Origin of the sequence: Mesorhizobium sp. AD1-1 (assembly GCF_020164655.1) — a bacterium.
Lineage (GTDB): Bacteria > Pseudomonadota > Alphaproteobacteria > Rhizobiales > Rhizobiaceae > Mesorhizobium > Mesorhizobium ciceri.
The window spans coordinates 116,807-136,439 of record NZ_JAIUGP010000015.1 but is presented as its reverse complement, the minus strand read 5'-3'; the positions used below and the strand labels follow the sequence as shown (position 1 = coordinate 136,439).

17 protein-coding genes are annotated in these 19,633 nt (G+C 58.5%); 9 read left to right on the top strand and 8 right to left on the bottom strand.

Going from position 1 to position 19,633, the window contains the following annotated elements:
* Nucleotides 1-737: 737 nt before the first annotated feature.
* On the bottom strand, nt 738-1,031 hold the full coding sequence (locus tag LB519_RS24920) for a multiprotein-bridging factor 1 family protein (protein WP_224621439.1): 294 nt from the start codon (nt 1,029-1,031) through the stop codon (nt 738-740).
* A 689-nt stretch (nt 1,032-1,720) separates the two neighbouring features.
* Between LB519_RS24920 and LB519_RS24915 the strand changes: the two genes are divergently transcribed.
* On the top strand, nt 1,721-1,960 hold the full coding sequence (locus tag LB519_RS24915; RefSeq protein ID WP_224621438.1) for a hypothetical protein: 240 nt from the start codon (nt 1,721-1,723) through the stop codon (nt 1,958-1,960).
* A gap of 183 nt (nt 1,961-2,143) precedes the next feature.
* Here LB519_RS24915 and LB519_RS24910 read toward each other — a convergent pair whose 3' ends face one another.
* Entirely contained in the window at nt 2,144-2,971 is an 828-nt protein-coding gene (locus LB519_RS24910) for an NAD(P)/FAD-dependent oxidoreductase (protein WP_263484979.1), read from the bottom strand.
* 1,234 nt (nt 2,972-4,205) lie between these two features.
* Between LB519_RS24910 and LB519_RS24905 the strand changes: the two genes are divergently transcribed.
* The gene (locus tag LB519_RS24905) at nt 4,206-5,978 is read left to right on the top strand and encodes an SLC13 family permease (RefSeq protein WP_224621465.1); all 1,773 of its coding nucleotides are present in this window, start codon (nt 4,206-4,208) and stop codon (nt 5,976-5,978) included.
* A 729-nt stretch (nt 5,979-6,707) separates the two neighbouring features.
* Here LB519_RS24905 and LB519_RS24900 read toward each other — a convergent pair.
* Entirely contained in the window at nt 6,708-7,085 is a 378-nt protein-coding gene (locus LB519_RS24900; RefSeq protein WP_224621437.1) for a low affinity iron permease family protein, read from the bottom strand.
* Between the two features lie 475 nt (nt 7,086-7,560).
* Here LB519_RS24900 and LB519_RS24895 point away from each other — a divergent pair, with 475 nt between their 5' ends.
* Nucleotides 7,561-7,860 carry a DUF1236 domain-containing protein gene (locus tag LB519_RS24895; protein ID WP_128338348.1) on the top strand — a complete coding sequence of 100 codons (300 nt, stop codon included), beginning with the start codon at nt 7,561-7,563 and terminating at the stop codon, nt 7,858-7,860.
* Nucleotides 7,861-7,976: 116 nt separating this feature from the next.
* Here the strand turns inward: LB519_RS24895 and LB519_RS24890 are convergent, their stop codons facing one another.
* Both LB519_RS24890 and LB519_RS24885 read right to left on the bottom strand, forming a co-directional pair.
* Entirely contained in the window at nt 7,977-8,294 is a 318-nt protein-coding gene (locus tag LB519_RS24890; protein ID WP_224621436.1) for an ArsR/SmtB family transcription factor, read from the bottom strand.
* A gap of 911 nt (nt 8,295-9,205) precedes the next feature.
* A complete protein-coding gene (locus LB519_RS24885) occupies nt 9,206-9,715 on the bottom strand; it encodes a ferritin-like domain-containing protein (protein ID WP_224621435.1) in 510 nt (169 codons plus the stop codon).
* A 657-nt stretch (nt 9,716-10,372) separates the two neighbouring features.
* Here LB519_RS24885 and LB519_RS24880 point away from each other — a divergent pair.
* From LB519_RS24880 to LB519_RS24855, 6 genes are all read left to right on the top strand, one after another.
* Nucleotides 10,373-10,663 (top strand): hypothetical protein, encoded by a 291-nt coding sequence (locus LB519_RS24880; RefSeq protein WP_224621434.1) that lies wholly within the window; start codon nt 10,373-10,375, stop codon nt 10,661-10,663.
* 231 nt (nt 10,664-10,894) lie between these two features.
* The gene (locus LB519_RS24875) at nt 10,895-12,292 is read left to right on the top strand and encodes a cytochrome B6 (RefSeq protein WP_224621433.1); all 1,398 of its coding nucleotides are present in this window, start codon (nt 10,895-10,897) and stop codon (nt 12,290-12,292) included.
* A gap of 54 nt (nt 12,293-12,346) precedes the next feature.
* A complete protein-coding gene (locus LB519_RS24870) occupies nt 12,347-12,949 on the top strand; it encodes a DUF4142 domain-containing protein (protein WP_224621432.1) in 603 nt (200 codons plus the stop codon).
* Nucleotides 12,950-13,091: 142 nt separating this feature from the next.
* Entirely contained in the window at nt 13,092-13,385 is a 294-nt protein-coding gene (locus tag LB519_RS24865; protein ID WP_224621431.1) for a hypothetical protein, read from the top strand.
* A gap of 718 nt (nt 13,386-14,103) precedes the next feature.
* A complete protein-coding gene (locus tag LB519_RS24860) occupies nt 14,104-14,304 on the top strand; it encodes a hypothetical protein (protein ID WP_224621430.1) in 201 nt (66 codons plus the stop codon).
* Between the two features lie 8 nt (nt 14,305-14,312).
* Complete coding sequence (locus LB519_RS24855) at nt 14,313-14,534, top strand: hypothetical protein (protein WP_224621429.1); 222 nt, start codon at nt 14,313-14,315, stop codon at nt 14,532-14,534.
* Nucleotides 14,535-14,683: 149 nt separating this feature from the next.
* Here the strand turns inward: LB519_RS24855 and LB519_RS24850 are convergent, their stop codons facing one another.
* From LB519_RS24850 to LB519_RS24840, 3 genes are all read right to left on the bottom strand, one after another.
* A complete protein-coding gene (locus LB519_RS24850; RefSeq protein ID WP_224621428.1) occupies nt 14,684-16,072 on the bottom strand; it encodes a phospholipase D-like domain-containing protein in 1,389 nt (462 codons plus the stop codon).
* Nucleotides 16,017-16,343: a low affinity iron permease family protein gene (locus LB519_RS24845; protein ID WP_027036398.1), complete on the bottom strand. Its 327-nt coding sequence runs from the start codon at nt 16,341-16,343 to the stop codon at nt 16,017-16,019. The genes LB519_RS24850 and LB519_RS24845 overlap by 56 nt, the downstream gene beginning before the upstream one ends.
* Nucleotides 16,344-16,453: 110 nt before the next feature.
* Nucleotides 16,454-19,606, bottom strand: a complete 3,153-nt coding sequence (locus LB519_RS24840) for a GAF domain-containing protein (protein WP_224621427.1) — start codon at nt 19,604-19,606, stop codon at nt 16,454-16,456.
* Nucleotides 19,607-19,633 lie beyond the last annotated feature (27 nt).

Genomic DNA, 19,633 nt, shown 5'->3' with positions numbered 1-19,633 from the left:
GTCTCAAAGCAAGACCCGTCATTGCTGATCAATGACGGGTCTTCGCTGTGCATCGATCGATTGACCGAACATCCCGAAGCTCAGCGCCGCGCCCGTCCTTCGCACAAAGCGTTGGCGTCACACGCCTGTCATGGGACGAGCTTATTCACTGAAGAACCGGCCTGCGGCCAGCGACCTACGATTTTTAGGATGGCTCGACGCCGAGGTCGGTCCGCTCCTGGCTGCCGTTGCCGGTCGGAGGGCGGGAGAGGAATGACCTCCTGCTCACTGCGCCCGGCAGCTTTGCCGAGTTTGTAATCTCGCTTCCGTTGATGAAGTGGCGCACAAGCTCATCGCAGATGCCAGATCGCTCGGTATCAAGCGCGGCGAAATTGGAAGAGGTCGGACAGCCTCTATAGCACGATCCACGATGCCATCGTCCACTACGATCCTGGTTTGACCGAAGAGTGCTCGCGGCCGCAGGTTCCTCGACGATTGGATCGCGAGCCATCTGCCGGTTTCCAGAACCCGCTCCCCCATGGCTGCAGCGACCTTGCGGACCCGTTGATGAAAGCCGCCCGTGATGCCGGTACCAAGCCTGACGGGTTCAATGAAGAAACCCGGAGCGTATCCGAAGTTATGTTCGAACGATGCATTACTGCAACGACGCCTCCGGCTTGACCGGTTTCTTGGCTCGCCCCTTTAGGTGGGCTGTTGGTCAAGTGGATTGCTAATACGTGGCTCAAGGACATTTATCGTTATGCTTGTCTCTGCCGGCTGCGCCACATTCTATTGGTGGTGGCGAGACTGCTATGCCCTTCAGGGCGGGCTAGCGATGGAGCGCCTTCGAAGGTGAATGCAATTCCCGCGTCCTCAAACGCCTCGCGCATTGCCGCGATCTTGTGGGGACGCGGATTTCGAATACCGTTCTCAAAATCTCTGATCGTCATTTCGCTAACGCTCGCTTTTGCGGCAAGCCGTACTCGCGGCCAGTTCAGCAGGGCGCGTGCTGCTCTCGATTGAGCTGGTGAAAGTTGGGTTCGGCTGTCCATAGGATTTGAACATTCAATACGTCTAAAATGTTCCTTCGATCTATTCGACGATCGAAGGATCGAGCAATTCCCATCGCGGGGGACGGTCGTCACGAGCGATGTCTCAGGAATGCATGCGACAGGCAATAGGCGGGCACTGGGACGAGGGGGGGGCAAGCAGTGGGCGCCTGAAGCGAGCGCTGCGGGTGGGCGGGCGTCCGCCGGCTATCGCAACCAACCCTGTTGCGGCTCGTTGACCTATGCTGGTTGGTCCCAGCACACTCCAGAACCTGCCCGCTACCACTTCGCGGTGGCGGGCTTTTTGTGAATCAGCGGAACCTGATATGCCAGGGCAGGTTGGAAGAGCGGCAGCGTCCCCCGCTGCCGGTCGAGGTCCCCAAGCCCGGGTCCGCCTCTACCCGCAAGTGGGGGCGGACCCACTAAATATGTTGCGGATTAAGGCAACCTGGTTTGTTGCTGGCCGTAGACGGGCCTTCGCGCTGGCGCTGCTACACACTTCCTTGCAAGCACTCTACCGTGTCTGGGTCCGACTAAAGCCCGACATGGAATCGCAAAGGTCCGACCTATGAAACAAGGAAGCCTTTTCCACATTTGGAATGTGACCGTCGATCATCGTCCCTTCATCGTCGGTTGGTTGATCACCCGCCACGGCTCGCTTGGCGTGGCGGGTACTCATTCATGGAGAGCGTATGCAACCTGGTGAGATCATCGCGAACGTGTTTGCAGCGGGGTTGGTCAGCGTCCTGGTAGCAGTCGTTTTTTTGATTTTCGGGAACCCGCTCTGGCCTGAACGACACGTCCGGATGGTAATCATCCCGCCTGACCATCGAATGACAACCACCGCCATCAAAAATGCCTGGCCAGACCTGCCGAACAAAATTGATTTGAACGTTTCGCGCCCGAGGCCTGCCACCAATGAGCGGATCTGAAGCGTCCTTCGAAGCGCATCTTAGATGCGCGCAGAGGCTTCGGATCATGGCGCGTCGGTTCACCGCCTGGCCCAGGAGAAACGGAGGGCTCTGCCCAATTCGCTTCATCGACCTAGATGTAGAAGCTGACCTAGAGCGTTATGGCGCGCGCCCTATGGCAGGGTGGCCGGTCAGCTTTCCGGTCTAGACTGAAGTGCATTGTGGATATGTGTTGCTGCGGTGGCGGCATGGCCAAACGCAATCAATTTGATTGAGGCCCTCAGCCACGTCTCCAATGGCATAGAGACCCGCAGTCGACGTTTCGAGGTGTCGGCTGACCAGAACATATCCTTGCGCGTCACACTCTGCACCGAGTGCGACGGCAAGTTCAGAGCGCACATCAGACCCCATTGCGGGGTACACCACATCCAATTCCCGCATTGGCGCACCTTCGGCCATGACAACGTCGAACCCAGTTGCCCGAGCGACCAGATCCTCGACGGTGTCCCAGATGTCAATGCCGCCTGCCGAGGCCATGCCGCGAGCGGCCTCGGAAATATCCTCCGGATGGTTGGCGAGCAAGGTGACCTGACCGCTGTACTCCTTCAAAAACAGAGCCTCCTTGAGTGCCAGATGCTCTGGGCCTACGACGCCGATGCGCTTGCCCACGGCCTCATAGGCGTCGCAGACCGGACACAGTCGGACGGTGCCGGCCGCGACCGCCTCCTCCAGCCTTTCTATTGCCGGGGCCTTGTCCACGATCCCGGTTGCAAGAACCATGCGCCTTGCTCGGATGGTCCCGAAGGTGGTCGTCAGCACAAAGGTCCCGTCGCGCTTCTTGGCGCCCGCTACACGACCGTCCACTACACCTGCACCGTATCTCTGTGCCTGGGCTTTGAGACGGCCGAGCAACTCTGGCCCGCCTACGCCGTCCGGGAAGCCAGGAGAGTTATGCGATTTTGGAATGAGCTTGGCTCGTGCGTCGCCAGCGTCGACCACGATCACCGAATGCAGGAATCTCGCCAGATACATGCCTGCGGCAAGTCCTGCGGGGCCGCCGCCGACAATAGCCACGTCAAATACATGACCGGGGGAAGAACTTGGCATTGCGCCCAACATTGCAAACAGGATCTTGTTCCCTGCGTTGGCAGAGGGATGAGTAGGCGACGGTCAGGCCTCCGAAGGTGATTTTCGCGGCAACTCGTCGAGGTGCCTTCACCGGGCGATGGTGCGCGCCTCTATCTGATTTGCGCGTCTGCGCCACCAAGCGATTCCAGCTTCTGCAAATCAGGCTTCAATTCGAGGTGCCCGAAAATGCCGACATGGCATTTCACCGGCCAACTTACCCTTAGATCAGCGACCGTGCGCATTACCCAAACCCGCGCGATTTCGGATCGGATCGACCTTCCGGGAAAACCTACCTGATAGCCCCGTCCTTCCGATCCGGAGTGGCGCAATGCCGACCGTCTGAGGGCCGCTCAAATTTACTGAACCAGTCGAGGTGCAGACTATCATAGTTGATTGTTGCTGCCGGTGACCTCGCGTAATCAAAGGCTCACGTGGCTTTCCAACAGAGGACGGTATGTTGTATCCAGGTCGATTTTTGGAGCCGAGCGATATTGTGATGCTTGCCCGTGTTTGTGCGACGGTCTGCGAAGAGCGCGGCGTACCTGTTGCTTCGCGGGCCGGAGAACGGACAGCTGCGCACGTACTCAGGCTGTTTCTGAACGGCTTGACTGGGGAGAATGAGCTGATCGATGCTGAGAAGAACTCGGCTCGAGGGTGTGATCTGGCTTTCGAGGGGGGCTCCTGTCAGCTACGAAAACAAAAGAGAAGCCGCGTGATTCAAGCTTCCTGAGAATCGAATGTAGCGAAGAAAACTGCTCGCCCACGGGTCAGGCACCAGAGGCACCCTCCCTGCATATCGGGGGTGTTGCTGTCGCACTTCAGGTGAGAAAAGGATCTCCGCACGCCGCCCGATCCGTGGTCTCCGGGCGATTTCCAGGTGGACTCGACATGAGGCAAGCGCATCCTTTTTGATCCCGGCTCGGCCTTCTTGGTTTGGGGCTGAAGCGTCGGATTGGTCAGGGCACATCGATGTCTGTCAAAGTCCGAAGACCGCTTCGTAAAATCCGTTTTTAAACACTGCCGATCCGCTCCTGGCCAAACGCCGCCGGACCGCTTTGGCCCCGCAATGAGCGAGGCAACAAAAGGGGCGGTTTGGGGTTTCTCATTAGTCGCATTGGCGGCCGGGGCATTCGAAGACATGACTACGCCGCAAATTTTGTCGTTTGCCGTAACCTTCGTGATGATGGCAGCGTTCGTGTGGGGTCGCTATCGATATGATCTGGTCGCGGCTGTGGCACTGTTGCTTGCTCTCGCGGTTGGCATTGTGCCTTTTGACGAAGCCTTCAGCGGGTTCAGCGACGATATCGTGGTTATTGTCGGCAGTGCTCTGCTTGTGAGCGCAGGGATAGCACGCTCGGGTATCATGGAGGCCGCGATCAAGCGCTTTGCTCCGAAATTATCGGGAGTTCGGTCGCAACTGGCGCTGCTGGTGATCGTGGTCACGATCCTCTCTGCCTTTGTAAAGAATATCGGGGCGCTCGCTATCATGATTCCGATCGCCTTCCAGTTCGCGCGCCGCTCTAACATTTCACCCTCGATATTCCTGATGCCCATGGCATTCGGGTCACTGCTCGGCGGACTAATGACGCAGGTGGGAACATCACCCAACATCGTAGTGTCCCGAGTGCGAGAGGAGCTGATCGGAACCGCCTTCACAATGTTCGACTTCACACCTGTTGGAGCTGCCATAGCCGCTGCCGGAACGATCTTCCTGCTGTTTTTCTATTGGTTGTTGCCGGTGCGCGAAAAGCTTGGCGGGTCGCTGAATGAAGCCCTCGACATCAAGAACTACCTTACAGAGGCTCGAATTGTCGCCGACTCCACGGTGCTCGGGAAAACCGTCGCAGACCTCATGAAGCTCGCCGGCGGCGATGCAATCGTGACGTCGATCCTGCGCAATCGCACGATGCGGATGACGCCACTGCCCGACGTGGTCCTCAAGGTGGATGACATCCTGTTGCTCGAGGGCGACCCAGAAGCGCTGGATCGCCTTGTCTCCCAGGGCAGGCTCAGCGTGACCGGGGATAGGGGCGGTGGTGACGACACCACCAACGAAATGGTCGCTATCGAAGCCGTAATCGGTGAAAGCTCCTCTTTGATCGGCTGGACCGCCCAGCGCCTTGCCCTTTACGATCGTTTCAATGTCAACCTCCTGGCCGTCAGCCGTCGTGGGGAGCGCCTCGACCGCAGGCTGGCCGCAGTCGAGCTGAGGCTCGGGGACGTTGTCGTCTTGCGGGGCAGTGCAGCGAGGATGCCCGAGATACTTCGTGAACTCGGCTGCTTACCGCTGGCAGAAAGGGCTATCCTTCTTGGTAGCGTCCGCAAGGGCATCGTGCCGGTAGTGGTCCTTGCTCTCGCCATGGTGGCGACGGCGTTTGGGCTACTGCCAGTCTCTGTCGCTTTTTTCGCGGCCGCGGTCGCGATTGTGCTTTTCAAGGTCATTCCGCTCCGCGACGTTTACCAATCGCTCGATGGGCCTATCCTCGTCATGCTCGCCGTTCTCATTCCAGTGAGCGATTCACTACGCAGTACAGGAGCTACGGGAGTAGTTGCCGGCGAGCTTGCCAGACTGGGGACCCTCCTTCCGGCGTCCGGCGCACTGACGCTCATCCTTGTCGCCGCCATGGCCGTTACGCCATTCCTCAACAATGCTGCCACCGTCCTTGTCATGGCGCCTATCGCCGCCGAATTTGCTAGTGATCTGGGCTACAGGCCCGAACCGTTTTTGATGGCTGTCGCCATTGGCGCCGGCTGTGATTTTCTCACCCCGATCGGACACCAGTGCAACACGCTTGTCATGGGGCCGGGTGGCTACCGCTTCAGCGACTATCCGCGTCTGGGACTTGCCCTGTCTTTCCTCGTAGTCATTGTTGCTGTGCCGATGCTTATGATCGTTTGGCCAATGAACTGACATCCGATATTCAAGCCTGACGCGGACTGGCCAACCTGCGGTTAGTGGCGCCAGCAGTGCCCCTCTCGTCCCGCCGCGAACCCCAGACCGATCGAAGAGTTGTCATTGCTCGCAGAGGGGACCTGATGGCGGAAATCCGACGGTGAGTTTGGTATGCTTACCGGCAAGAGCCTGAAGCAGACGGGACGGCCGATCAGAAGATCACCACAAAGGCGGAAAGACGTCGGTAGCGCCACAGATTGCGCTTACCCAGGCATCCCGTCGGGGTCAGCAAGTCGACATGCGTGACCTTCGCCACGTAAATTGCCGGCCAAGGCTCGTTTCTGAGGGTTAGCTTATGAAAGCCCGCCGCCCCATTTCCGAAGCGGCGGGCTTCATCCGCCCCAACTTGTCAATGCAACTTTGATGCCAAACCTTTTTGGCTCTTAATAGGACAATGGGCCCCTCCGACAGCGATCAAACCGACATCCAAAATGCCAGCAGCAGAGCGCATAAGGATGAGACGAGGGCAGCGGTGGCAAAAAGCACGCCCTGCCAATCTGGCGGTGGCTCGGATATCAACTTGTCGGGGGGCGGCTGATTGTCATTCATGAAAGCAATTTGCGACGCCAAGTGTGGTCCCCCTGATCCTTCAGGTTGTCGGCGGAAAGCTCGTCGCCTATCGAAGGCCAAAAAAACTCAAAATCGCCAAGACGACGACCACCGCACCAACGAGCCAAATGAGATTGTTCATGATCTCTCTCCTGTTGCTTTCGAAAGTTCGCGCCTGGCAGCCCCGATCGTTCGGGACGCTTCTTCTTCGAGTTTTACAAGCTTCTCCCTGATCTCGTCCGGCTCGGCATGCTCCAATCCGACAACGTCGTTTCTGGTTTCGTTCAGTGAAACGATAATCTCGTCGAGTTTTGCGTGAATGGCGGCGGTATCGCGATAGCCTTGTAAAAGGACAACACCGGTGATCACGATGGCGGCAACCGACAGGGCATAGGTGACCGCATTTGTCAGTCCAAAAGGCACCAGGGCGGTGCACAAAACCATTGCCATGAGCATGACATAGAAGCCTGGCGGCCGAGATAGGAAGTCGGAGGCCGCGAAAAGGAACCGATTCATATGCTGGCCAAGGTCATCAAGGCGACCACTGCGGTAATCGCCACACAAACAGGCACCGCTGCCAGCGAGCCTGCCTCTAAGATCCGACTCTCTTTGTCGCGCAACATCAGGTCACCTACTCCAAGTTAAAGATTCAGGGGTTCGGCGTCGGAAGGGACGTTGCTGCGCCGATCCACCACATGCCAGCCAAGAACGAGTGCCATCACGAGAAAGGGAACAGCCGCGAATAACCAGGGTGCTTGGTCCACACTTTATCCATCTGCATTCTTCCAAATTCGAGAGACAACAGCCGCGGAAGCCAGGCGTTCCAGTCGCTGCCCCTGACAGGACCAATGCGTGTTCCAGGACCAGACTTAGGCCCCAAGGGGACTAGACCTAAGTACCTAGGCGGAACGTTTAGGGCGGCTCCAGGTTCAACTTGCCGGGCGGCGCGGGACGATGACCGTATTGCGCCCGTCCCTACAGGAGTGCAGATATGAACATGCTTCTAAAGAACACCGCAGCAGCGATGTTGCTATTGGCTGGGATCGGCTCAGCCGCCGCGGACGACATCATTATCCAGCCGGAACAGGACACCGTCATCCGCGAATATGTGAAGAAGCAGCCCCTGGCGTCGGTCAAGCTCCCCGGCGTGGAACTGAATGTCGGGACAGCTCTGCCGGACACGGTTGAGATCCATGAGGTCCCCAACGTCAAATACCGCTACGTGGTGGTCGACAACCGCACGGTCCTGGTGGACCCGGGTACCCGAAAAATCATAAAGGTTTACGACTAAACGAACCATCCAGCCCCGCCGCCATCGCTGGCGGCGGGGTTGAAGCGTACAAATCTCCACAATCCGGTGACGAGCCTTGAAGTCGCGACATCGCAACCTTCCAAAAGGTCCGGGCTTTATGGATGATGGTCGCGGCCGGGCAGAGTTTTCCGCTCAACAAGCCAGTCCAGGAGCTCAAGGACCTTCAGGGCAGGATCTGTGCACGAGTAATACGCTTTTTGGCGCTCCTGCCTCCGGGTGACCAGACCAAATTCTCGCATTATGCCGAGATGCTGGGAGAGTGCTGAATTGCTAAGCCCTAATCGCGGCGCCAGATCAGAAACGGATATTTCTCCGTCAGCAAGAATCATTAGAGCGAGAAGGCGCTTTTCATTAGCCATGGCAGCGAGCAGCTCGGCGGACGGCGCATAAATGCTGGGCTTTTCGGGATTCATGATGTTCCCCTCGCCGACGCGTCGAGCGCGCCTTGTACCCGCCTCCATTCACGGCAACGGCGGGCGCCCCAAGGAGGATGTGCCGGGATCGTCGCGTGCCCCGGCGCGCCAGAACTATTAGCGTAGTGTAATGTTCCATCAGAAGGGCGTCGCTGTCTCACGGCCAGCGTCGGCGGCAAAGCGCCTTAGCTCCTGGATCGCCCCTTCTTCGCAGCCTGGGGACCCTTGGCTTCGGCAGCAAGGCGTTGTTCTCGAAGTCGCGCAGTTTTCAAATAGCGCGCCTCTCTCTCGGCCGCGTTAGCAACTTTTGCCTCGCGGTCTGCGCGCTCCAATCGGTCTTTGTCGACGCTTCGCTGGGACACTTTGGCCTCCTACCAGAAGACCGTTGAATTTACTGTTCGCTAAATTGTTCCCGTCAATCGCCGACTGCCTTCCTGACGCATGCCGGCACCAACAAAGCAAAAGCCCGCCACCGGCGTAGCGGGCTTTTGAAGAGGCAGGCAATTTGGGGGACTGTCCAACCAATTACCGCGATAGGGCTTCCGGCATCAGAGGTGCCGGATCGCAACGCCACGTGTCGGCCGTGGAGATAAGTTTCCTCTCGTGGTGAAAGCAGGCGGCGACAGCGTCGATGGCCGGGGATGAACGGCAAGGACGCCTGTGCGCGTGTCGTCAGTGTAGAGAGCTGATCGGTATCGCAACGTTTCGCAGTTCGGCAAGACCTTCGGATCCGGCAACTATGCCAGAACATTTGACGCATAGCGCCCAAACAGGCCGGTCACCCCCAAGACCGATACGAAAATTACCTGGTCAAGGTAGTTGCTATGTGGGCCCGCGCCACGGCGGTCAGCGCGGGCCCGTACGCTGCGCTGACCGGCGCTCACTTATCGCCTGCGAGCCACGATCGTAGATCAGCGCTTGGCGTTGTCACTCTCCGAGTCGGCCCGCGCGAGGAACTGCTCGGCTGTCGCTGGAATATGGCTTTTCAACCAGTCCGCCATCGCAACTTCCTCATGCAGATTCTCTTCGCAGAGCTGGGCGACCTCTGCTTCGCCTAGCGATTTGGCGGCGGCGATCAGGATTGTGTAGGAGGCGATTTCCATGTGCTCGAACGTGTAGCTTGCAAGCGATCCCTTCATCACTTCGTCCCCGGCGAACACCCCACTGAGCGACTGCGCCATTGCCGTCAGCTTGCCGCCGGCATCCTTCAGTGTGGAAGATCCTTGTCCGATGCGGTCAAGACAGGTTTCCAGCCGAGCAGCCTGCTGTCTGGTCTCCTGGATGTGCTGGCGAATCCGCTCGCTGAGCTCAGGATAGTTCTCTATCCGGTTCAGTTGCCCATTCAACATGGTTTCGGCCTGCTCCTCCATGGCGTGAGCATCCCTGAGCCATTGGACAAGCCATTCGCGTGATTCTGACATTTCATACCTCCTTCATGGGTCGGCCAGAACTTTCAAAGGGAGATATTGTTCCTCATCGGTTGAGCTGCCGAGTCAGCCTGTATTGCAGGCTCCTCGAGGTCGGCGCTGCAAACGGGCGCTTGGCAATTGGAGAGAGTGGCGGGCGAGGCATGGTCGCGGTATCCGCGTTGGCAAACCGCATTTCTGCAGAAATGACGAAGCTGCTGCCTGTCGCGGGTTCCGTGATGGATGATCTCAATGAAGCGTTTCGCGTCGCCTCGTATTCCAATACCCGCGCCGCGATGTGTCAGGCTGTGTCTTGCCCGAGCGCCTTGGCCGTTGCCATTCGTCTTGCGAAATCAGCCCATTGCCGGTGCGTCCCAGCGAGGCCTCCAGGTTCAACAACGGAGATCATATCGCGATGGAACGTCACGGCGTTTCGCAGGTTGGTATTGGGGTTTTCGCGCTAGGGAAAGAGCCATGACTTCTTCAGACAAGTCTTCAACTGACATATCACCCCGCCCCGAGAAATCGAGCGGCAGGACCCCGTCAAAGCCGGCGACACCTTCACCGGCCCCAGAGAAAATATCCGGAGCAGGCCCTGCGGTCGCCGAGCATTCGAAAGACGCCAAGGCGCCCAGAGGCGGGCGTCAACCTGGGGCCTATGTCAAGGATTAGATGGCCGAGCGTCTGGCCAATACAGGAAGCGACGAGGAGGTTTTTATGCAGATGATGGGAGTTGTCGTCAGCCGAGACCAGGCTCCGGTCGTGGAATTTCGGGGCGAGGGAGGCGAGTGTATTAAAGTTACCCTGCAGGCCGGGCATACTCTTCCCGACGATGAACTCATTGCAAAGGCCAAGGCTATGATGGTTCAGGTCGCTCAGTTCGGGACGGACCAGATCAACAATGCGGCGATGTCTGACGGGTCGTCGGCCGATGGGGTGATACAATCCGGAATGTCGGGATAGAATAGCTTCGCTCGGTGCGGGCTACAAGGCCACGAGTCGGCAGCGGACGTGCAGTCATCAGCCAGAAGATGGCGAGAGCGGCACGCAGGCAAGGCACGCAGATCGCACCCTCCAAAGCAGCGACACCGGTCATCATCGAAAAGCCGAGCGTGAGCGTTGGGGCTATCAAAGCTATGGAACAAAGCTGGCGCGCACTGGTTGGGGCCAAATTCAACGCTGTGGGGAGGGGATATGTCGCGTATCTTCAATCTTGGTTTGCCGGTCCTGCTTGGCGCTGCAACGTTCACGCTCAATGTTGCTTCGGACCCGCTGCCGCCGGATCTGACGTATCGTCCATTGCCAAGCTTGCCTTTTTCTGCGGTCAAGGAAACTGACGAGGCGCAAAAGCCGGCCGTGACACAACGGCAACGCGGCCTGCTCGAGAGCCGTTACGATCTGGCCGACCGGCCGATGCCCGGCGTCATGATGTCAGGCGGGCGCAAGGCTGTACAAGAAGGCTCGCGAGTGAAACTGCCGGCAGGCGAAACCTGGAGCAGCCTGGCAGCGAAAACCCCTCAGGAAATTCGTGATCGTGGTCTGTTGCCGCAAGGCTTCCTACCGTTGCCGCACGTCAAGCAGGCCGCCGGAGGTCAGGTCTTTCCTGAAAGTGAGATTAGAGAGATCGGCGCTGATGAAGGACGCGATCTGCGCCGCTTTGACGTCGATTTCGATCTACCGGATCACCTTACGCCGGAGTTTCCGCCTCCAATATTTCTGACCACGCACCCGGAGCTTGGAGATGTGTCGCGAGGGGATCTGCTGACGATACGCAACTTCTACGAATACATGAACGGCATCATCACGCCCGTGCAGATGGAAGGACTTCGTCTGCTGCTGACGCCATTTCCGCAGGAGGAATTCAACCAGACCGAGGACAGGAAGGTAGCGATGCAAAGCACGGGTGTCGCTTGCCTCGATTGCCATTCCAATTTCCACACCAACGGGGCGTTTCACCTCACCCCGGACGTGCGGCCGCAAGCCGAGCGCTTCCGGCTCGACACAACCAGCCTGCGCGGCTTGTTCAACCAGCAGATCCACGGATCCAAGCGCTCGCTGCGTTCCGTGGAAGACTTTACGGAGTTCGAACAGCGCACCGCCTATTTCAACGGCGATCACGTGAGCGCCACCCGCAAGGGCGTGAACCTGCCGGATCGGCCGAACCAGGTCGCGATGATGGCGCAGATGCAGAACATCATCGATTTTCCTCCGGCACCCAAGCTCGATCCCTTTGGACGACTTGACCCGGCTACCGCCAGTGCGCTGGAGATCAAGGGCGAGCAGGTGTTCATGGGAAAGGGCCGCTGCGGCGAATGTCATGTTCCAGCCCAGTCCTTCATGGACAACAATATGCACAACCTGAAGCTCGAGCGATTCTACAAAGTTGGTCAGACGTTCAACGACCAGGTTGCCATTCCAGATGGACCCATCAAGACCTTCACGTTGCGCGGGATCAAGGATTCTCCGCCCTATCTTCATGACGGCCGTCTGATGACGCTGGGCGATACCGTTGAGTTCTTCAACCTGGTGCTCGGAACGAAGCTCGACCAATCGGAAAAGGAAGCATTGGTGGCCTATTTGCTCACGCTCTAGATATCCGGGAAAAACCGCGGCCGACAATTAACTAGGTATCGAATGGAGGACATCATGCGTGCCGCCATAATGGCAGTAGTCCTGGCAGTGTCGCCCTGCTGTGCGCTGGCGCAAATCGGCAATCCAGCCGGTCTTGCCCCCGATACGAGTATGGAGAAGCCTGGAGTCCCAGCACCGCACCAGACGAATTATCAGGATCGGCTTTTCGTACAGCTAATTACGGCAGGCGGCAGGGCCGAGATAGAGCTCGGGCGACTCGCGGCTGGAAAGACAAGCCACGAAGACCTCCGGGAATTTGCAAATCGGATGGTCGATGATCACGACAAGGCCAATAAGCAGCTGAAATCCGTGGCAGATAAAAGCAAAATCCCACTTCCCGAAGGGCTCGACCCAGATCACAAGAAAATCCGTTCCGATCTCGAAAAGCTCGACGGCGCCGCGTTTGAGCTGGCTTACCTGGGGGCGCAGATCGTCGATCACCAAAGGACGGCGCAGCTCCTGGCTTGGGAGATAGGCTCGGGCGAGGATGCAGCGCTTCAGCGCTTCGCCTCCGAAAAGCTGCCGACGGTGCTTGAACATCTTGACCTGGCCCGCACGTTGCACGCGAAGTTGGCAGGCCAGGCCCTGTTCGCGCCGGATGCGCAAAAGGCCAAATAAAGCGGCGATCCATGTGACCCTGAAAGTTCAGCTGCCTTCTGTGAATGTCAGCGCACGCGCGTCTGTTTGTCCGATTGAGAAAGTGACGCCATGGCGGAACTTCGGATCGCCGCCGCGCTTAATCCGGCGGAGGAGTTATCCGATGAACGCGACCAAAGAGTTTTTTGAAAGCTGGCTGCAGGAGAATGTCGGCACTCTTGCCGGCCAAGAGGGAGTGAGCTTCGCCGTGCTGGCCCAGCAATTCGAGCAGGATGCCGAAGCGGCCGGTTATGGTCGCGAGGTGCGTGAGGACGAGCTCGGAAACATTGAAGATGCGATCGAGCAAGCGCTCAAGAAAGCACGACCTGGCGTGCATGGTGACGCCGCTGGCGAACCGAGCGATGTGGCAGCCCTCATGGATGCGCTGGAGGTCGAAGATGCCAAAAGCGGGCCGTAGGCCATACCAGATTAGCTCTTTTCGTTTGTCGAAGTTGCCGGGGTAGCCCCATGGAGCAGTTTCGCAAGGACATGGCCGCCTTGGCAGACCCGGCTTTCTGGGTGACGATAGGTTTGCTTCTGGTCCCGTATGTGCTTGGAACGGTGCTGCTCGTTTGGACCTGCGGCTGCCTGTAAGGTGCTACTGACACACCCCGGTGGTGGTTCAACGGCCCTAACGCCCTACAATACCGAGCTAATGCGCTCGCGGGGGGGATCCTGCGCTGCAGCAAAGTCTGAACGATCTCGTCGCCAGGAAATTCATCGTCGACACCAAGCTCCTTTGCTGCCGGTAGTCGCACCGCCGCGGCTGACAGCTTTTGCGAGAGGGGAGAAGGCCGCCGTTCATGTGCAGGCGCCGACGCGATCTGCGCTCTCAAAGTTCCAGCTACGCCCCCGTCAGAATGCCCCGATCACACGCCTGAGCATCCGCGCGTTCCCTTACATCGAAAATAGCCCAGCAGCATGTGCGTTGCCTTGGAACACTTGTGTCACATCGAAGTTCGGCCCGCATAGGAGAACCTAGATGGCCATCCCACAAGCGGACAACGACAACCACCTGCGCAAGAAGCCGGCTTATCGAGGCAAAATCTCGCCCAAGGGAGCGATACACCAGGTTAGAGCACGACCCAGGTACAAAATGGCGCTGCGGGCGACAAGAATTAAGGCGAGGCGCTGAGATGCCGCGGACCAATAATGACGCTCGCAACGAGGAGACCACATCAGCTGCGGCAATCATTGTCGACAAGGAACGTGTTGAGCGCGCCGCCAAGACGGCGCGGTTGAAGGAAGCGCGCCTCGCACAAGCGATCACGCCGTCTCCCATCGAACGCAAGCAGCGCGTCACCAAAAAGGTTCGCAGGATTTTTGTTGCTGGCTAGGAGGTGCCATGACTCGCAATCATGACAAGGAAAGATACGACCGCGCCAAACGCATCAGCCAAGAGACGCTGGACGCTGAACGCGCACAACGCGCCGAGAAGACGGCGCGGCTGAGACAAGCAAGGCTTGCACAGCGTCCGGTGGAGTCCTCGCCGGCGCAGCCGCAAATTCATCGCAAACCTATCCAGGCTCTCAAAAAGAGAAGCCGTAAGGTGATTGAAGTCTTTTAGGCTCTCCACATCCGTGCAGAACACTGGGAGAAACATTACCAGTCCAGCGGCGAGCGCGGCTGGGAGGGAGGGCTTCCGCGACCTGATCCAGCAAGGCTCGAAATACCTGGCGAGCAATCGCGGGGAGGATCTCCGCCTCCTCGCCATTATTAGAGCTGGGAGCGAAACCTGCTCGCAAAGTAATCGGTGACCTTTTCGCTTACCGGACGCGCTTGCCATTCTTCCAGACTGACCTGCCTTGATCGCTTCAGGTCCTCATTGAAAACGTCTATTTGCGTCCGCGCGAATTCCAAGCCGTAGACGTTCAGACTGGCCTCATCGTTGAGGCGCAAGGATCGCTCATCCAGATTAGCCGAGCCAAAGCTCACCCAGACATCGTCGACGATCAAAAGCTTGGGATGGTACATTGTGGGTTGAAACTCAAAGATGCGTACACCAGCCTTGAGCAATTCGCCCCAGAAAAAGCGCGAGCCCTTTCGCACCACAGGCACATCCGTAAGCCAATTGGGAACGATGACATCGACCGAGACGCCTCGCTTCCTCGCATCAAGAATCTGCTGCAGCGCGATGTCGTCCGGCACGAAGTAGGCCGTGCCGATGCGCAGATGATCCTTGGCCGCGGCTATTGCCGCCAACATCATCAACTCCATGTTCTCCGAGCCGTTTGGCTGCGAAGAAAGTATCAACTGCGCATCGAGACCACCAGCGGGCGCAACTGCAGGGTAGAACTTCCCGCCCTGCAATGTCTCGCCGGTCGTCTCAAGCCAGTTTTCGGCGAACGCCGCCTGGAATGCGGGCACGGCGGGTCCTTCGATCCGGTAATGCGTGTCGCGCCATTCATTTGAGTTGCGTGCGTTCCCGCGCCAATCATCGGCAATGCCGACCCCGCCAGTGAAAGCGATCCGGCCATCGACGATCAGCAGCTTGCGATGAGTTCGGTTGTTTACACGGTCCAACGTATACCAGCGTAGCGGCCGATAGCGTTCGAACCTCACACCTGCCGTCGTCATGATGCGGATCAAGTCCTCGTCGAAGGGAAGGCTGCCAACCCAGTCGACGTTCACGCGGACCTCGACGCCTTCGCGGGCCTTCGTCGCCAATGCGATCGCGAACTCGTAGCCGATGGCTCCTGACCAATAAATATACGTTTCCATGTTGACGCTGGATCGAGCCGCCCCGATTGCTTGCAGCATTGAGGGAAATATTTCGTCTCCGTTGACGAGAGTTTGGACCGCGTTGGAACCGAACATCTGCCCTTGCGAATAGCTGCTCATCGTCTTGGAAAATTGGGGATCCGCAGCTTCGAACCGGTGGGGGACGATAGATCGTAGAACGCGCGGCTGTGGAGTGAGGTTTATGATCAACACCGTGAGCAGGCTGCCGATGGCGGCAATGGCCAGATAGATGAGCACCTTTCGCCAAGGCGCAATGCGGGAGGTCTTCTTGCGGGCGCCTGACGCAACGGAACCGAAAGGCTGCACGTCAATCGCCCTGTTGCTGGCGATGGCGATGTTTTTCGATCTCCTCGGGCTCTTCATCGTCGATCCGGGTGATGTTTGAAGCCGCGTGATCTGACCGCAGGATCTCGTCCAGCTTGGCATGGATCGCTTGAGTGTCGCGGTGCTCCGCGCGCTGGATGAACAGCGTCATCGCCCAGGTGAACAATGTTGCGGCTCCATGCCAATCCAAGCTCTGTCGCTCGAAAATCATCCAAAGAATTGCGTAAGCCAACAAGACCAGGAACGCAGCGGGACGGGAAGTCAGTGTGCCGATTGAGGTAAGGGCGCTGGTGATCGGATGATTTGCCATTCCAGAGAACTCGCGGCAGTCCCCCTGGTTCCGGGGAGACATCATACCGCCCCGCCGTGCCTACAGTGGATTTGGGTCGGCCGCTTGAGTACATCGCCTCTGGCCGATCGTTACTTTCGATCGAGCACCTTTCGGACCTTCTCGGCCAACTCGTCGATCGTGTAGGGTTTGGTCAAAAGCTCCGTTCCAAAATCGAGCGTGCCATTGTGAACAATCGCGTTTCGCGTGTAGCCGGTGGTGTAGAGCACCTTTAGTGACGGGTGCGATGTCCTGACTTTGTCCACCAGTTCGCGGCCTGACATTTCCGGCATGACCACATCGGTGAACAGAAGCGAAGGCACTTGCCCGCTCTCCACGGCGGCAAGTGCATCTCGTGGCCCCGACATTTCCAGGACGGAATAGCCCAGTTCTCGCAGCGCTTCTGCGGCCATCAGGCGTACACGATCTTCGTCCTCGACGATCATGATGACCTCGTCTGAATGTCCCGGATGCTCGCCCGCCAAGGCGGCGGCCGGGCTGTCAGGAATGCCGCCATGCGACCGCGGTAGCAAAATCTTCAAGGTGGTTCCAACACCGAGTTCGGAATAGATCTTGACGCTGCCGCCGGACTGACGAACAAATCCATACACTTGGCTAAGTCCCAATCCGGTACCCCTGCCGACTCCCTTTGTGGTGAAGAACGGATCGAAGGCTCTTGCCAGCACGTCCGCAGTCATGCCCGTTCCGGTATCGGTGACCGCTATCATCACATACTGGCCCGAGGAGATCGCGTTTTCTCTCGCATACCGGTCGTCAATATGGGCGTTAGACGTTTCAATCGTGAGCTTTCCGCCGGCGGGCATTGCATCGCGTGCGTTGACGCAAAGGTTGAGCAATGCGCTTTCCAATTGCCCTGCATCGGCCTCCACATGCCACAGCCCAGCGGCGAGCACCGTCTCGATTGCTATGGTCTCTCCAAGCGTTCGGCTCAGCAGTTCGCTCATGCCGGAGACGAGTCGATTAGGGTTCAGGCGCGTCGGTGCCAAGGGCTGCTGGCGGGAGAAGGCAAGCAGCCGCTTGGTGAGTTCCGCAGCGCGTTGTGCCCCATCGATTGCACCGGTGACGAAGTGGTTCACGTTCGTGTCGCCGTTTCGGAGCTTGCGCTGCACGAGATTCAAACCGCCAATGATGACAGCCAGCATATTGTTAAAGTCGTGGGCGATGCCACCGGTAAGCTGTCCCACGGCCTCCATCTTCTGCGCCTGGCGCAGGTGCTCTTCTGCTCGGATGCGTTCAGCAACTTCCTCAGCCACACGCTGCTCAAGAGTGGCATTGAGTGTCTGCAGCGCTTTGAACAGTCGGGAGTTGTCGATTGCCGTGGCGGCATGACCGGCAAGCCCCAGCAAGGCTGTCTCATGCTCTGCGGCAAAGACACCGCAACCGGAATGTCCGAAGAACAGGCCACCCAGCACTTCGCCTGATCGCGAAATGACCGGCACTGCAAGATAGGATCGCACGGGAAGATGGCCTTCCGGCATTCCCTTCCTCGGCGGATTTTTTCCATAGCGCACATCCATGAGGATATCATCGGAACGCACCACGCCCGTCCCGCGAAAAGTAGGCTCGAAGACGGCCGTGTTGCGTGGCATGGGGAAGTTTTCGAAAGCGGAGCGTGGCGCTCCCGACAGCGCGTAGAGCATATAGCTGTCCCCCTTGTCATCGAGGACATTGTAGAAAAAAGCTCCGAATTGCGCGCCTGACAGCGCGACGCCAGCGTCGGTGACAATCTGGACAATGCGCTCCACGTCCAGCTCGGCTGCCACGGTGGCGGCAGTCGCATTCATCATCTGAAGCTGGTTCTCCACCCGCTTTCGCGCGGTAATATCCATGACGGTGCCGATGAAACGCACCGCGCGTCCGGACCGGAAAAGAGATTCGCCCGTTGCAGCTATCCAACGCTCCTTTCCGTCGCGCAGCCCGATCGTCCGATATTCGATGTCGTAGCGGGAAGACTCGCCCGGCGCGAGCGCCCGGCGTACGGCCTCATCCGCCCGTTCACGGTCTTCTGGATGGAGACCGGCCAGGAACGCGCTCTCATATGTCACCTCCGCCTCAGGTGGCAGACCGAAGAGAGCTTTGCATCGGTCGTCCCAACGCAGCACCCTTGTGATGGGATCATAGTCCCACGTTCCGATAGCGGCTGCATCGGTTGCTAGCCTTAGCCGCTCCTCGCTCGCTCGGGCAGCCTGTTCCGAGCGGACGCGCTCGATGTGAGCCCATGACCGCTCTGTCACCTCCGCCAGCAAGGACAGTTCGCGCTGCGACCAGACGCGGCGCTGCGTGTCGTGAACGGCCATTAGCGCAGCCAGCCGGCCTTGCTTGACCAAGGGCATGCAGATCGTTGCCGTTATGCCGATATCCTGAAAGGTCTTTGCTTCCTCGGGTGCAATTTCCTCGAGATTGTTGTTGATGACGAGCGGCCGATTGGCGGTCAGATTGCCAACAGCGAGGCGACCGAAATCGGCAAGACTGTAGTATCCCCTGATGCTAGGCGAGCCAGGAGCGCTCCAGTCGCCGCGAATGGTGAAGTGGTCCTGGTCCGGCTCCATGTCAGCGTAGGCGCAAATCGAAACGCCTAGATGTTCGCCAAGTAGACGGGTGGTGACCTCCATGACAGCGTCGGCATCTGTCGCCGGGGAGATCTCTCTGCCGAGGCGGTCCAGAAAGGCCAGGCGCTCGGCATTTTCACGCAGGGCCTTCTCCGCACGAAGCCGTTCAACTGCGGTGCGCGTCCGGTCAGCCACTTCCGAAATCAGAGCAATCTCGGCTGGCGTCCAGTGTCTTGGCTCGGAGTGATTGAGGTACAATAACGCAACCAACCCGCCGTGCTCCGTGACCGGCATGTTGATGACGGATTGGGCGCTGATTGCCTTGAGAGCCTCGGCATGGTCGTGGGTTCGCGGGTCTGTCTCGGCATTCTCGAAGACGACCGTCTCGCCTCGCTTCAAATCATCGACATAGGAGCCGTAGTCCCTGAAATTCAGAGTTCCGGCCAGACTTCGGATTCCCGGCGCGTTCCAGTCTCTGTCGATGACTATCGTTTCTTTCTCGAGATCGATCGTGCCATATCCGGCTCGACTGATGCCAAAATGCTTCCCAAGCAATTCCGCTGCCGCGAAGGCCAGTCCGGCAGGATCATCGATCTCCCGAATCCTGTCACCCAACCCCGCCAAAAGCTCGAAGCGCTGCACTTCAGACAAACGTTCGCGTGACGTGACTCCCATTTCGCCCCCGGTTCGGTCGGACTAGAT